Raw genomic sequence first — 14,888 nt, 5'->3', positions numbered from 1 at the left:
GCGTCATGATGAAGTTCATATTGGATATTGTTAGTACACCAGCTATTTTAGTAGCTTTAATTGCAATCTTAGGATTAGTTCTTCAGAAGAAGAAATTACCTGACATTATTAAAGGCGGAATTAAGACCTTTGTTGGTTTCTTAGTTGTATCTGGTGGTGCAGGAATTGTGCAAAATTCTTTAAATCCATTTGGTACCATGTTTGAGCATGCTTTTCATTTATCTGGAGTTGTACCAAATAATGAAGCAATTGTAGCTGTAGCTTTAACAACATATGGCTCAGCTACTGCAATGATTATGTTTGCAGGTATGGTGTTCAATATCTTAATCGCTCGTTTTACTCGATTCAAATATATCTTTTTAACAGGGCACCACACTCTATATATGGCGTGTATGATTGCGGTCATTTTATCAGTTGCTGGCTTTACTAGTTTGCCTCTTATCTTACTAGGAGGATTAGCACTCGGTATTATTATGAGTATTTCTCCAGCATTTGTACAAAAATATATGGTTCAATTAACTGGAAATGACAAGGTGGCTTTAGGTCATTTCAGTTCTTTGGGATATTGGTTGAGTGGTTTCACTGGTAGCCTTATCGGTGACAAATCAAAATCAACAGAGGACATTAAATTCCCAAAGAGTTTAGCTTTTTTACGTGATAGTACTGTTAGTATTACTTTATCTATGGCAGTTATTTACATTATTGTAGCTATCTTTGCAGGGTCAGAATATATAGAAAAAGAAATCAGTAATGGTACAAGTGGTCTAGTTTATGCTTTACAATTAGCAGGTCAATTTGCAGCAGGTGTATTTGTTATTTTAGCAGGTGTTCGCCTTATTTTGGGTGAAATTGTTCCAGCCTTTAAAGGTATTTCAGAGCGTCTTGTACCTAATTCAAAACCTGCTTTGGATTGTCCGATTGTTTATACTTATGCACCCAATGCAGTTCTAATTGGATTTATCTCTAGTTTTGTTGGTGGTTTAGTAAGTATGGCAATTATGATTGCTTCAGGAACGGTTGTTATTTTACCAGGTGTTGTGCCTCATTTCTTCTGTGGAGCGACTGCAGGTGTCATTGGGAATGCATCTGGTGGTGTTCGTGGAGCTACTATTGGAGCATTTTTACAAGGTATTTTAATTAGTTTTCTTCCAGTCTTTTTAATGCCAGTTTTGGGAGGACTTGGTTTCCAAGGGTCAACTTTCTCAGATGCAGATTTTGGTCTATCAGGAATTATTTTAGGAATGTTGAATCAATTTGGCTCACAAGCAGGCATTGTTATTGGTCTTGTTCTTATTCTAGCAGTTATGTTTGGAGTATCCTTTATTAAAAAGCCATCTGCAAAGGAGGAATAAGGGATGATTTTAAGTGAAAATAGAGAAGATGAGTTAAGAAAATTTGCAACAAAAATCCGATTAAATACTCTTAGAACATTGAATCATCTTGGATTCGGCCATTATGGAGGGAGTCTGTCTATAGTAGAAGTTTTAGCAGTGCTTTATGGTGAAATAATGCCGATGACTCCAGAAATATTTGCGTCACGAGATAGAGATTATTTTGTTTTATCCAAGGGACATGCTGGACCGGCTTTATACAGCACACTCTATTTGAATGGTTTCTTTGACAAAGAATTCTTATATTCTTTAAATACAAATGGAACCAAATTACCGTCTCATCCTGATAGAAATCTAACGCCGGGCATAGATATGACAACTGGCTCTTTAGGACAGGGAATTAGTGTTGCAACCGGACTTGCATATGGTCAGAGAATAAGAAAAAGTCCCTTTTATACTTATGCTATTGTTGGAGATGGTGAGTTAAATGAGGGACAATGTTGGGAGGCTATACAGTTTGCGTCTCATCAACAGTTATCCAATTTAATTGTATTTGTAGACGATAACAAAAAACAATTAGATGGTTTTACAAAAGATATTTGTAATCCAGGTGATTTTGTAGAAAAATTCTCAGCATTTGGATTTGAATCCATTAGGGTCAATGGTTCAGATATTAGAGAAATTTATGAAGGGATTGTTCAATTAAAACAGTCAAATAATTTATCCCCTAAGTGTATTGTATTAGATACTATTAAAGGTCAAGGGGTTCGAGAGCTGGAAGAAATGAAATCTAATCATCATCTTCGCCCTACTGCAGAGGAGAGACAAATGTTAACTTCAGTTGTAGAAAGATTAAGTCAGGAATTGGAGGAAACAGAATGATGAGAAGTACGAAAGAATTACGACATGTGTATAGAGATTTCCTTCTAGAGGCTAACCAAAGTTATTCTGATATAGTAGTTTTAGAAGCAGATTTGTCAAGTTCTATGGCTACTAATAATCTTGAAAAGGACTTTAGAGACCGTTATGTGAATGTTGGAATCATGGAAGCAGAAATGGTCGGGCTTGCAGCAGGTTTATCTATTCAGGGGTTTAGACCTTATCTTCATACATTTGGCCCTTTTGCTTCACGAAGAGTATTTGATCAATTATTTATTTCTCTTGGATACGCACAATTGGATGCCACTGTGATTGGATCAGATGCAGGAGTAACTGCAGAAATGAATGGTGGGACACATATGCCATTTGAAGAAATTGGATTGTTACGTTTAATTCCTAAATCAATCATTTTCGAAGCAACTGATGATATCCAATTTCGTGAAATCTTGAACCAGACATTAGACTTAAAAGGACTAAAATATATTCGAACAATTAGAAAAGCTCCAGAGGCTGTATATCAAGGTGGAGAAGATTTTTCTAAAGGCTACATTGAGTTAAGACACGGTGAAGATGTTGTAATAGTTGCTTCTGGCATAATGGTTGCTCCAAGTATTCGAGTTGCGGATGAACTGTTTAAATTAGGTTATTCAGTAGGTGTGATAGATTTATTTAGAATCAAACCGATACCAGAACAGATAAAAACAATGTTAAGTGGAAAAACTATATTTACTGTAGAAAACCACAATCAGATAGGTGGAATTGGCAGTGCTTTATGTGAATTATTCTCTGATGATGGAATAACAAAAATTCATCGGATGGGTGTTCAAGAAAGATTCGGTCAAGTAGGGAAAATGGATTATCTTCTTAATGAATATGGTTTGAGTGAATCGAATATAAAAGAGAAAGTTCTAGAGTTTTATAATGCAAGATAGATGTTAAATACACTTATCTGAAAGAACTTCTGTAAAAATTACATTACGTTATTTAAAGCAAGCGGATTAAAAGCATATTCTGGTAATCAGAAAGTGCCCTGATCCGCTTTGTTGTTTTTAATTTAAAATGTTTATATGTGTATAGAATTTTCTGAAAATTCAAGAATTTTCTTCTGTTCATTGCCTTTAAAATGTGCTATAATAGTAAAAACTGAAATGGGAGGGATAAGATGACTGAATTAGATAAACGTCACCGCAGTAGCATTTATGACAGCATGGTAAAATCACCAAACCGTGCCATGCTTCGTGCGACTGGTATGACAGATAAGGACTTTGAAACACCGATTGTAGGGGTTATTTCGACCTGGGCGGAAAATACACCATGTAACATTCACTTGCATGATTTCGGGAAATTGGCTAAAGAGGGTGTCAAATCAGCAGGTGCTTGGCCTGTGCAGTTTGGGACTATCACTGTAGCGGACGGGATTGCTATGGGAACGCCTGGTATGCGTTTCTCTTTGACATCTCGTGATATCATCGCGGACTCTATCGAGGCGGCGATGGGTGGTCACAACGTCGATGCCTTTGTCGCTATCGGTGGCTGTGACAAGAACATGCCTGGTTCTATGATTGCTATTGCTAATATGGATATCCCAGCTATTTTCGCCTATGGTGGAACTATTGCACCGGGAAATCTTGATGGCAAAGACATCGACTTGGTTTCTGTTTTTGAGGGTATCGGAAAATGGAACCACGGTGATATGACGGCTGAGGACGTAAAACGTCTCGAATGTAATGCCTGCCCTGGACCTGGTGGCTGTGGTGGTATGTATACTGCTAATACCATGGCGACTGCTATTGAAGTTCTAGGTATGAGTTTGCCAGGCTCTTCATCTCACCCAGCTGAATCAGCTGACAAGAAAGAAGACATTGAAGCAGCAGGACGTGCTGTTGTTAAGATGTTGGAGCTCGGTCTCAAACCATCAGACATCTTGACTCGTGAAGCCTTTGAAGATGCCATCACTGTAACTATGGCTCTCGGTGGTTCTACAAATGCCACTCTTCACTTGCTTGCCATTGCCCATGCTGCCAATGTTGACTTGTCACTTGAGGACTTCAATACGATCCAAGAGCGTGTGCCTCACTTGGCCGACTTGAAACCATCTGGTCAGTATGTCTTCCAAGACCTCTATGAAGTCGGTGGTGTGCCTGCGGTTATGAGATACCTCTTGGCAAATGGTTTCCTTCATGGAGACCGCATTACATGTACTGGTAAGACTGTAGCTGAAAACTTGGCTGACTTTGCAGACCTTACACCAGGTCAAAAAGTTATCATGCCACTTGAAAATCCAAAACGTGCAGACGGTCCGCTTATCATCTTGAACGGGAACCTTGCCCCTGATGGTGCGGTTGCTAAAGTATCAGGTGTTAAAGTGCGTCGTCACGTTGGTCCAGCTAAGGTCTTTGACTCAGAAGAAGATGCGATTCAGGCAGTTCTGACAGATGAAATCGTTGATGGCGATGTAGTCGTTGTTCGTTTCGTTGGACCTAAGGGTGGTCCTGGTATGCCTGAGATGCTGTCACTTTCATCCATGATTGTTGGTAAAGGTCAAGGAGACAAGGTTGCCCTCTTGACAGACGGCCGTTTCTCTGGTGGTACTTATGGTCTGGTTGTTGGACATATCGCTCCTGAAGCTCAGGATGGTGGACCAATCGCTTACCTTCGTACAGGTGATATCGTTACGGTTGACCAAGATACCAAAGAAATTTCCATGGCCGTATCCGAAGAAGAACTTGAAAAACGGAAGGCAGAAACAACCTTGCCACCACTTTACAGCCGTGGTGTCCTCGGTAAATACGCTCACATCGTATCATCTGCTTCTCGTGGAGCTGTGACAGACTTCTGGAATATGGACAAGTCAGGTAAAAAATAAACTCATACTCTTCGAAAATCTCTTCAAACCACGTCAACGTCACCTTACCGTAGGTATGGTTACTGACTTCGTCAGTTCTATCTACAACCTCAAAACACTGTTTTGAGCAACCTGCGTCTAGTTTCCTAGTTTGCTCTTTGATTTTTATTGAGTACCAAAAAGCAAGCCAACTTCGGCTTGCTTATTTTCATCTTCAAAAGTGATTTGCCTGCTTAACGAGGTGGCAGTCCAAGGGCAATACGGCCGTAGCGACTGATTCGTGTGATTTTCCAAGCAGGCGACCAGGTAACTTCAACCTTGACATCTTCGATACCCTCGATTTGTTTGAGACCTGCCACGATTTCGATAGGCAGGCTTTCGGCACAATCGCAGGCAGTATCGGTGAAGGTCATGACAATCTTGCAGAGACCCGTTTCATCCAGATTGATTTCATAAATCAGTCCTAGATTGTAAACATCCAATTCCACATCTGTATCAAAAACCTTCTCTAGTTTTTCGATAATTTGGTCTTGCAAGGCCAAAGCGCGGTCATTAATTTTGATATCGTCTCTCATTACAGTCCCTCCACGTGATAAATATCCTCTATTTTCTCATAATTCTGACAATTTGGCAAGTTTTTGATGAATTTTCTGAAAAATATGATAAAATGAAGAAAATACGGAATCAAGGGGAAGTCTATGGAGCAGATTGGAAAAGTCTTTAGACGATTACGAGAGTCAAGAAATATCTCGCTGAGACAAGCAACTGGGGGACAATTTTCGCCGTCTATGTTGTCCCGCTTTGAAACTGGTCAGAGTGAGCTTTCGGTGGAAAAGTTTCTATTTGCCCTAGAAAATATATCTGCCAGTGTAGAGGAAATCCTCTTTCTGGCGAGAGGTTTTCAGTATGATACAGATTCTGAGTTGAGAAAAGAAATCATAGATGTCTTGGATCCAAAGAATATAGCTCCGCTTGAGGACTTGTATCGCAGGGAGTATCAAAAGCATGCCCATTCTCAAAATAAACAGAAACATATTCTAAATGCCATTATGATCAAGTCTTATATGAAGAGCATGGACGAAAGGGTAGAGTTAACGGCAGAGGAGGGGAAAGTCCTTCATGATTATTTGTTTTCTACCGAGATCTGGGGAATCTATGAACTCAATTTATTTTCAGTCAGTTCACCATTTCTATCTGTTTCTCTTTTCACTAGGTATGTTAGAGAAATGGTACGTAAATCTGATTTTCTAATGGAAGTGTCTGGCAATCGAAATCTTTTTCACACTATACTATTGAACGGCTTTTTAGCTAGCATTGAGTGTAAAGAATTTACCAATGCCTCTTATTTTAAACGTGTTATCGAAGAGCATTTCTACAATGAAAATGAAACCTATTTCCGAATTGTCTATTTGTGGGCTGAAGGTCTCCTTGATAGCAAGCAAGGTAGAGTCAAGGAAGGTCAGAAAAAGATGGAAGATGCTGTCCGTATTTTTGAGATGCTTGGCTGTAATAAATCTGCCGATTACTATAGAAATACGACCGATTGTTGAATATCTGCAAACTAAGAAAATCATTTGAAATTTTAAGCGATAGAATTGTTGACCTCTCTCGTGTCACTGGAGAAATTCTATCGTCTCTTTTTACTTATTTTTTTGTTGCATATATTCAAAAGTTTTTCCTCTAAAATTTCTAAGTGCTATACTATAGTCATACTTCACATAAAACTTATACTCTTCGAAAATCAAATTCAAACCACGTCAGCTTCACCTTGCCGTACTCAAGTACAGCCTTCGGCTAGCTTCCTAGTTTGCTCTTTGATTTTCATTGAGTATTTGAACAAGAAGGGAGATTACCTATGAAACTATTGTTCAGAAATCAAGCTTATCGTCTCTTGACTTTGTCACGCTTCTTCAATGCTTTTGGTGCTTCGATTTTCAATCTGGTCTTTATCGTCTATGCATCGACTCTGCCACAAGCATCTTTTGCTGTTGCTATGGCGAATATTGTCATGATTATTCCGACTCTCTTTACAGTTTTTGTAGGGATTCGGGCAGATTACACGAGAGACAAGGTCAAATGGATGGTCTATAGCGGTTTATTTCAGGCGGTTTTATTTTTTCTAGCAGCCCTAGTTGTTCAGCAAGCTAGTCTCTTTGCCTTTTCTAGCCTGTGCTTAATCAATGTCATTAGTGATGTTATCAGTGATTTTGCTGGTGGTTTGCGCATGCCTCTCATTAAGGAAAAAGTAGCTGAAGATGATTTGATGGAGGCTTACTCTTTTTCCCAGTTCATCACCTATATTTCAGCTATTGGTGGTCAAGCTTTTGGAGTCTGGCTCTTAGGTCTATCGGTCAACAATTTTTCCCTCGTTGCGGGAATCAATGCCTGTTTCTTCCTAGTATCAGCCGTCATCCTCTTTTTAGGAAAAAGCAAATTGAGCCTGTCAATTTCATCTCCTGATGGTGAATCACTAAAAAATGAGAAGCTTTCTATCAAAGACCAGTTCCTAACGATTTATCGGAATTTACGTCTCGTTTTTCTTAAAGGTGGACAGAAAAACTTTGGATTCATGATCTTTGCTGTCTTACTTATCAATGCCTTGGGTGGTTCCTTAGGAGGCATCTACAATATCTTCTTTTTGAGCCATTCTCTTTTGGACTTTTCTTACACAGAGGCACTATTTATCAGTCAAGTCTGTTCTTTAGTAGCAGTCATCATCAGTAGCCTTACGGGCAATGATTATTTTGGGAAGCAGTCCTTGCCTAGATTGATGATGTGGGCGACCATAGGACTCAGTCTAATTGGTCTGGCTAACGTATTCAATCAAGTCGTGCTTGGTTTGCTATTTCTCTTTTTAACTCTGTATGTGTCTGGTAAAGTTTCACCAAAGATTAGTGCCCTGCTCATGAAAAATCTAGCTCCAGATGTTCTAGCTCGTACCAGTAATTTTTTAGGTCTCTTGTTTACCTTATCCATACCTGTGGGAACAGCCTGTTTTTCACTTGTAGCTGTATGGAATATACAGTTGACTTGGATGCTATTTGTTGGTCTTTCCTTGCTAGCTATTCTTTTGACAGTTATTAATCTCAAAAATGATATCTAAATCCTAATTTTTTTCATACTGTCTTAATCCCTCTATTTATGGTAAAATAAGACTATTAAGTTTAAAGAGGATTCCCTATGAAATTACAAAAACCAAAAGGAACGCAGGATATTTTACCTGCTGAATCTGCCAAGTGGCAGTACGTTGAGGGCTTTGCCCGTGAAATTTTCAAGCGCTATAACTACGCAGAAGTGCGCACGCCTATTTTTGAGCACTACGAGGTTATCAGTCGCTCTGTCGGAGACACAACGGATATCGTAACCAAGGAAATGTACGATTTCTATGACAAGGGTGACCGTCATATTACCCTCCGTCCAGAAGGAACAGCGCCAGTTGTCCGTTCCTATGTGGAAAATAAACTTTTCGCTCCAGAAGTGCAAAAGCCAAGTAAGTTCTACTACATGGGCCCTATGTTCCGTTATGAGCGTCCACAGGCAGGGCGTTTGCGCCAGTTCCACCAGATTGGTGTTGAGTGTTTTGGATCTAGCAATCCAGCTACCGATGTGGAAACAATCGCGATGGCGGCCCATTTCTTGAAAGAAATCGGTATCCAAGGTGTCAAATTACATCTTAACACTCTTGGGAATCCTGAGAGTCGTGCGGCCTACCGTCAAGCCTTGATTGACTATTTGACACCGCTCAAGGAGACCTTGTCTAAGGATAGCCAACGTCGTTTGGAGGAAAATCCTCTTCGTGTCTTGGACTCTAAGGAAAAAGAAGACAAGGTGGCTGTAGAGAATGCACCGTCTATCTTGGATTTCCTTGATGAAGAAAGCCAAGCACACTTTGATGCTGTGCGTCAGATGTTGGAAAATCTTGGAGTAGACTATATCATCGATACCAATATGGTGCGTGGTCTGGACTACTACAACCACACCATTTTCGAGTTTATCACAGAGATTGAGGGCAATGACTTGACAGTCTGTGCGGGTGGTCGTTACGATGGTTTGGTTGCCTACTTTGGTGGCCCTGAGACTGCTGGCTTTGGTTTTGGACTTGGTGTAGAGCGTCTGCTTCTCATTCTTGAAAAGCAAGGTGTGGCCCTCCCTATCGAAAACGCCCTAGATGTCTATATCACAGTCTTGGGAGAAGGGGCAAATGTCAAGGCCTTGGAGTTGGTACAAGCCCTTCGCCAACAAGGTTTCAAAGCAGAGCGTGATTACCTCAACCGTAAGCTCAAAGCTCAGTTCAAGTCAGCCGATGTCTTTGCGGCTAAGACCCTCATCACCCTAGGAGAGAGCGAAGTCGAAAGCGGACAAGTAACGGTTAAGAACAACCAAACCCGAGAAGAAGTGCAAGTGTCACTTGAGACAATCAGTCAAAACTTCTCAGAAATCTTTGAAAAATTAGGATTTTAATAGTAGAAAAACTGGTCAGGAACCTACTCCTGACCTTTTTCTTTTGCAAAATGACAAAAATCATAAACTTTTTGACAAATATGCTTGTCAAAAAGAAAAAGATGTGTTACAATGTAAGCAAGTTAAGAAATAGAAAGCAGAAAGGAGCTATGATGTGGGTAGTATTTATACTATTTATGATTTTCTTTTATTCTAATAATTCTAAAAAAATCAAGAAACTAGAGAATAAAATCAAAAAGCTTGAGCGAAAAGAGAAAGGAAATATAGAAATGTCAAGATTATTGCAAGAATTAATTGGGAAAAATCCAACAATCGTTGGACAAGTGTTTGGAACATCTTTATGGGAAGTTGTGGATGTTGATGAGGAATGGGTCAAACTACGTAGTGTTGATAAAGAGGGGAAAGAAAAATTCAAACTACAACGCATTGAGGATATCCAAACCGTTGAATTTGAAGGAAAGTAGGTGTGTAACATGCAACTAAAAAATCGTCTAAAAGAGCTGCGGGCTCGCGATGGCCTCAATCAAACCGACCTAGCCAAGCTAGCAGAGGTTTCCAGACAGACTATCAGCCTATTAGAACGGGACGAATACACCCCGTCCGTTGTGATTGCCTTGAAAATATCTCAGATTTTCAACGAAACAGTCGAATCGGTATTTCGCTTGGAGGAGGACGAGTGATGAACAAGTATAAAGTGGTTTATTATGTAGTTGTCGCAGCTCTATTAGTCAGCATATTTCTATTAATTGGGATAGACTTAGGCTGGTTTAGTCCCTATCAGAGTGACCAATTTATTTGGGCCTATTTTGCCCTCATACCAGTAATTGACTGGATTGAAAAGAAATCCAAAAATCTAGCAAGTGAATAAGGAGAATGAATATGGAAAAGAAAAAGAAACGTGGATTGTTGTTTTTAATGGTTGTTGTCTTGGGATTTTTCTTGGGCATTTTTGTAGGGATGTTTAAGGCTGTTGCCGAATCCCACGGAATTATGTTAGATGTAAAAATCTTGATACCCTGGATATCAGCTATTTGTTTACTGTTAGGTTTCATTAGCATACTTTTGACATTCAATTTCTTAAAGAAAAGCAGAAAATTTCATTCCTTGTATCAAGAGGAAATGGATGATGATCTGAATGAAACCTATTATGTGCAAATGTATCGGAATCTCGAGTTTGGAACCATTGCTTTTAATATTGCAAGTGTAGCGATTTTATTAGCTCTTTTCATCTCAGCAAGTGAAATGGTTGTACTAAATGGAAGCCATATAACCTTACCTCTTTCTTTTTTGGCATTAGTGCTGATTTTCAGTGTTCAAAAATATCTTTTTAAGACCATTGCGATTGTTCGTCAGTTTGATTTGGTATTTTTCTCTACACCAAAGGATATCTTAGAGCATTTCGATTCTTATGATGAAGGGGAGCGCAAGGCTAATTTGGAACAGAGTTTTCGGATTTTATTCCAATTAAATCAGTATGTCTTGCCAGGTCTCTACGTTCTGATTGATATCTTTTCTTTATTGACAGGAGAGATTCAGCTACTAGCCTTCTTGCTTGTCGGAGCAATCCATGTTTATATCAATGTGATGCAGTTACCTATGGTAAAACGCTATTTCAAATAGGAGAACTTTATGAAATTACTTAAAAACCTTGGCTGGTTTCTTCTAGCCATTCTATCCTTTTTATTCATCTATGGCTTCATTCAGGGGCTCGCGACTACTTCGCTTGCCTTAGGCGCTTCACCCTATGCTGTGACCTTGCTCTATGTGGCCTTGGCTGGAGTTTATGTGTACGGCATTTACAAATGGTATCAGAAAGGTCCTGTTCGTATTGAGAAGAGTGGCTTCAACCGATTTATTTGGCTTCCTGCCTTGGTTTGGTTCTTATCTCTGGTTGTCCAGTTTTTCTTGCCAAATGATCCTTCAGTAAATCAGCAAATAGCGATAGACTTGACCTTGTCTCAACCACTTTTCTCATTCTTTGCGGTCGTTATTTTTGCTCCTCTGACGGAAGAACTTATCTTTAGAGGGATGTTAGCGCGCTATCTCTTTCCTAAGCAGGACAATAGTAAACAAACTCTGCTTTTCCTTCTGGTATCTAGTGTTTTGTTTACCTTAGGTCATTTCCCAGGTGATGTGCAACAATTTTTTGTCTATTTTAGCCTTGGTTTTAGTTTGGGCTTGGCTTATATTAGCAGAAAAGGTCTGGTCTACAGTATTTCTCTCCACGCTTTGAATAATTTAATCGGCTTTTTGATGATACTCATGCTATAATAGAGTCAGGAGGTCACATGAAACGAGTAATTTTATTAGCAGTGATTCAAGCAGTTGTTCTATTTTTCATCATTGGGGCGCTAGCTTATGCCTTCAAGGGCGATTTCTTCTACAACTATCTAGCAGTTGTCTTTGCCCCTATTGCAGGTGTCTTGCGCTTTGGGACAGCCTACACAACGGAAATTGTCTTGCCTCGAAAGGCAGCCGAAATTGCTGAAAAGCGTAAAGCAGGCAACAATTCAAAATAAAAGAGTCCGATGAACTTCATCGGATTTTTGTATGGGCGTCAATTTTTAGAGTCTTCACTTGATTTTTAAAGACTGGCAAACTTTTCTGATGATTTTCATGAAGAGCCTGCGCTTTTATGGTAAAATAGTAACAGAATAAAAGAGGAGAGAAACAATGAAACGTAGTATGTATGCTGGTCGTGTTCGTGAGGAACACATCGGACAAGAAATAACCTTGAAAGGATGGGTTGGCCGTCGTCGTGACCTTGGTGGTTTGATCTTTATCGATCTTCGTGACCGTGAAGGAATTATGCAGTTGGTTATCAACCCTGAAAAAGTATCTGCAGAGGTCATGGCAACAGCTGAAAGCCTTCGTAGCGAATTTGTTATCGAGGTGACTGGACAGGTCGCTGCGCGTGAGCAAGCCAATGATAAGTTGCCAACTGGTGCAGTTGAGTTAAACGTGACAGCTCTGACAGTGCTTAATACAGCTAAAACAACCCCATTTGAGATTAAGGATGGCATTGAGGCTAATGACGATACACGTTTACGTTACCGTTACCTTGACCTTCGTCGTCCAGAGATGCTGGAAAACCTCAAACTTCGTGCTAAAGTGACCCACTCTATTCGCAATTACTTGGATGAGTTGGAGTTTATCGACGTGGAGACACCATTCCTTTCTAAGTCAACTCCTGAAGGGGCGCGTGACTATTTGGTGCCGTCTCGTGTTAATAAAGGGCATTTTTACGCTCTTCCTCAAAGTCCACAAATCACGAAACAGCTCTTGATGAATGCTGGTTTTGACCGTTACTACCAAATCGTTAAATGTTTCCGTGACGAGGACTTGCGTGGTGACCGCCAGCCTGAGTTCACACAGGTTGACTTGGAAACATCTTTCCTTACTGAGCAAGAAATCCAAGATATCACAGAAGGTTTGATTGCGCGCGTGATGAAAGAAACTAAAGGCATCGAAGTGACGCTTCCATTTCCTCGTATGAAATATGATGATGCTATGGCTCTTTACGGTTCTGACAAGCCAGATACCCGTTTTGACATGTTGCTTCAGGACCTGACAGCAGTAGTCAAAGGTGTAGACTTTAAAGTCTTTTCAGAAGCACCTGCTGTAAAAGCAATTGTGGTCAAAGGAGCTGCGGACAACTATTCACGTAAAGACATCGACAAGATGACCGAAGTAGCCAAACAGTATGGTGCCAAAGGTCTTGCTTGGGTCAAGGTGGTTGATGGAGAATTAAACGGACCAGTTGCCAAGTTCTTGACTAGCATCCAAGCAGAATTGACAACAGCGCTTGCTCTTGAAGATAAGGACTTGGTTCTCTTTGTGGCGGATACGCTTGAAGTGGCTAATGCAACGCTTGGTGCCCTTCGTGGACGTATTGCCAAAGAGCTTGGTTTGATTGATAATGATAAATTCAACTTCCTTTGGGTTGTTGACTGGCCAATGTTTGAATGGTCTGAAGAAGAAGGTCGTTACATGAGCGCCCACCATCCATTTACTCTACCACAGGAAGAGACTGCTCACGAATTAGAAGGTGATTTGGCGAAGGTTCGTGCCATTGCTTACGATATTGTCTTGAACGGTTATGAACTTGGTGGTGGTAGCCTTCGTATCAACCAAAAAGACCTTCAAGAACGTATGTTCAAGGCTCTTGGTTTCTCAGCCGAAGAAGCAAATGACCAGTTTGGTTTCCTTCTTGAAGCCATGGACTATGGTTTCCCACCACACGGTGGCTTGGCTATCGGGCTTGACCGATTTGTCATGCTCTTAGCAGGAGAAGAAAATATCCGTGAAGTTATTGCCTTTCCTAAGAACAACAAGGCAACTGACCCAATGACACAAGCTCCTTCAACAGTAGCTCTCAAACAACTAGAGGAACTCAGCTTACAAATAGAAGAAGATGAAACAAGCAAAACGAATTAAGCGGTGGCGCTATTATCTGCGCCGCTTTGCTTATCAGATAAAAATTTTACGTGTCTTACAAAGCATCTCTCGGGAAAAATATGATGAGAAGATTTCGGCCTCTCTGGTCTATGGTTTTTTATCAGCAGTAGCGGTCAATTTCTTTTTCCAACCAGGGCATGTGTATTCGAGTGGTGCGACAGGTCTGGCACAGATTATCTCTGCCTTGAGTAATCATTGGTTTGGTTTTCATATCCCGATTTCGCTAACCTTCTACGCCATTAATTTTCCTTTGATGGTCTTAGCTTGGTATCAGATTGGCCATAAGTTCACCATCTTTACCTTTATCACGGTGTCCATGAGTTCCTTCTTTATCCAGTTTGTCCCTGTGGCGACCTTGACGGAGGATCCCATTATCAATGCCCTTTTTGGGGGTGTTGTCATGGGCTTGGGGATTGGTTTCGCTCTTCGAAACAATATCTCCAGTGGTGGGACGGATATCGTCAGCCTGACTATTCGCAAGAAAACGGGTAAGAATGTTGGTAGTATTTCTTTCTTGGTAAATGGGACCATCATGCTGATAGCAGGCTTGACCTTTGGTTGGGAATACGCTCTCTACTCTATGATTACCATCTTTGTCTCTAGCCGTGTCACAGACGCTGTCTTTACCAAGCAAAAACGGATGCAGGCCATGATTGTGACCAATCATCCAGAGAAGGTAATTGAAAAAATCCATAAAAAATTGCACCGCGGTGCAACCATGATCCACGATGCAGAAGGAACCTATAATCACGAAAGAAAGGCAGTTTTAATCACTGTCATTACACGTGCAGAGTTTAATGAATTTAAACAGATTATGAAACAGGTGGATCCAAGCGCCTTTGTCTCTGTCTCGGAGAATGTTCATATTTTGGGACGGTTCGTTGAAACAGATAATTAGTGATCAAAAAAACCAG

Annotated in this window: 16 protein-coding genes; 15 read left to right on the top strand and 1 reads right to left on the bottom strand. The window is 40.4% G+C overall.

Annotated features, from left to right (window positions below; genetic code table 11):
* The first annotated feature begins 5 nt into the window (after positions 1-5).
* The 4 genes from ACLNCP_RS08740 (at position 6) to ilvD (ending at position 5,076) form a co-directional block, all read left to right on the top strand.
* On the top strand, positions 6-1,352 hold the full coding sequence (locus tag ACLNCP_RS08740) for a PTS ascorbate transporter subunit IIC (protein ID WP_000975289.1): 1,347 nt from the start codon (positions 6-8) through the stop codon (positions 1,350-1,352).
* Positions 1,353-1,355: 3 nt separating this feature from the next.
* Positions 1,356-2,213 (top strand): transketolase, encoded by an 858-nt coding sequence (locus ACLNCP_RS08735; protein WP_265531094.1) that lies wholly within the window; start codon positions 1,356-1,358, stop codon positions 2,211-2,213.
* Complete coding sequence (locus tag ACLNCP_RS08730; RefSeq protein WP_000986407.1) at positions 2,210-3,142, top strand: transketolase family protein; 933 nt, start codon at positions 2,210-2,212, stop codon at positions 3,140-3,142. The genes ACLNCP_RS08735 and ACLNCP_RS08730 overlap by 4 nt, the downstream gene beginning before the upstream one ends.
* A 230-nt stretch (positions 3,143-3,372) precedes the next feature.
* Entirely contained in the window at positions 3,373-5,076 is a 1,704-nt protein-coding gene (ilvD, locus tag ACLNCP_RS08725) for a dihydroxy-acid dehydratase (protein ID WP_000137346.1), read from the top strand.
* Between the two features lie 212 nt (positions 5,077-5,288).
* Here ilvD and ACLNCP_RS08720 read toward each other — a convergent pair whose 3' ends face one another.
* The gene (locus tag ACLNCP_RS08720) at positions 5,289-5,630 is read right to left on the bottom strand and encodes a metal-sulfur cluster assembly factor (protein ID WP_001204052.1); all 342 of its coding nucleotides are present in this window, start codon (positions 5,628-5,630) and stop codon (positions 5,289-5,291) included.
* Positions 5,631-5,753: 123 nt separating this feature from the next.
* On the opposite strand from ACLNCP_RS08720, the gene rgg reads away from it, so the two are divergent.
* From rgg to ACLNCP_RS08665, 11 genes are all read left to right on the top strand, one after another.
* A complete protein-coding gene (rgg, locus tag ACLNCP_RS08715; RefSeq protein ID WP_424844328.1) occupies positions 5,754-6,605 on the top strand; it encodes a quorum-sensing system transcriptional regulator Rgg in 852 nt (283 codons plus the stop codon).
* Positions 6,606-6,910: 305 nt separating this feature from the next.
* Complete coding sequence (locus ACLNCP_RS08710; protein ID WP_424844327.1) at positions 6,911-8,158, top strand: transporter; 1,248 nt, start codon at positions 6,911-6,913, stop codon at positions 8,156-8,158.
* 77 nt (positions 8,159-8,235) lie between these two features.
* Positions 8,236-9,516: a histidine--tRNA ligase gene (gene hisS / locus ACLNCP_RS08705; protein WP_268717667.1), complete on the top strand. Its 1,281-nt coding sequence runs from the start codon at positions 8,236-8,238 to the stop codon at positions 9,514-9,516.
* A complete protein-coding gene (locus ACLNCP_RS08700; protein ID WP_136937378.1) occupies positions 9,516-9,980 on the top strand; it encodes a hypothetical protein in 465 nt (154 codons plus the stop codon). The genes hisS and ACLNCP_RS08700 overlap by 1 nt, the downstream gene beginning before the upstream one ends.
* Before the next feature lie 9 nt (positions 9,981-9,989).
* Entirely contained in the window at positions 9,990-10,196 is a 207-nt protein-coding gene (locus ACLNCP_RS08695) for a helix-turn-helix transcriptional regulator (protein WP_136937426.1), read from the top strand.
* Complete coding sequence (locus ACLNCP_RS08690) at positions 10,196-10,384, top strand: hypothetical protein (RefSeq protein ID WP_001046148.1); 189 nt, start codon at positions 10,196-10,198, stop codon at positions 10,382-10,384. Before ACLNCP_RS08695 ends, ACLNCP_RS08690 begins: the two co-directional genes overlap by 1 nt.
* A gap of 11 nt (positions 10,385-10,395) precedes the next feature.
* A complete protein-coding gene (locus tag ACLNCP_RS08685; protein ID WP_136937377.1) occupies positions 10,396-11,136 on the top strand; it encodes a DUF3169 family protein in 741 nt (246 codons plus the stop codon).
* A 9-nt stretch (positions 11,137-11,145) separates the two neighbouring features.
* A complete protein-coding gene (locus tag ACLNCP_RS08680; RefSeq protein WP_136937376.1) occupies positions 11,146-11,787 on the top strand; it encodes a CPBP family intramembrane glutamic endopeptidase in 642 nt (213 codons plus the stop codon).
* A gap of 17 nt (positions 11,788-11,804) precedes the next feature.
* A complete protein-coding gene (locus tag ACLNCP_RS08675; RefSeq protein WP_000832185.1) occupies positions 11,805-12,035 on the top strand; it encodes a hypothetical protein in 231 nt (76 codons plus the stop codon).
* A 154-nt stretch (positions 12,036-12,189) separates the two neighbouring features.
* The gene (aspS, locus tag ACLNCP_RS08670) at positions 12,190-13,953 is read left to right on the top strand and encodes an aspartate--tRNA ligase (protein ID WP_424844326.1); all 1,764 of its coding nucleotides are present in this window, start codon (positions 12,190-12,192) and stop codon (positions 13,951-13,953) included.
* Positions 13,931-14,872 carry a YitT family protein gene (locus tag ACLNCP_RS08665; RefSeq protein ID WP_265470930.1) on the top strand — a complete coding sequence of 314 codons (942 nt, stop codon included), beginning with the start codon at positions 13,931-13,933 and terminating at the stop codon, positions 14,870-14,872. Before aspS ends, ACLNCP_RS08665 begins: the two co-directional genes overlap by 23 nt.
* The last annotated feature ends 16 nt before the right edge of the window (positions 14,873-14,888 follow it).

The organism is Streptococcus sp. CL6.35, assembly GCF_049737915.1.
In the GTDB taxonomy this organism is placed as follows: domain Bacteria; phylum Bacillota; class Bacilli; order Lactobacillales; family Streptococcaceae; genus Streptococcus.
This window is presented reverse-complemented; position numbering and strand designations above follow the sequence as displayed.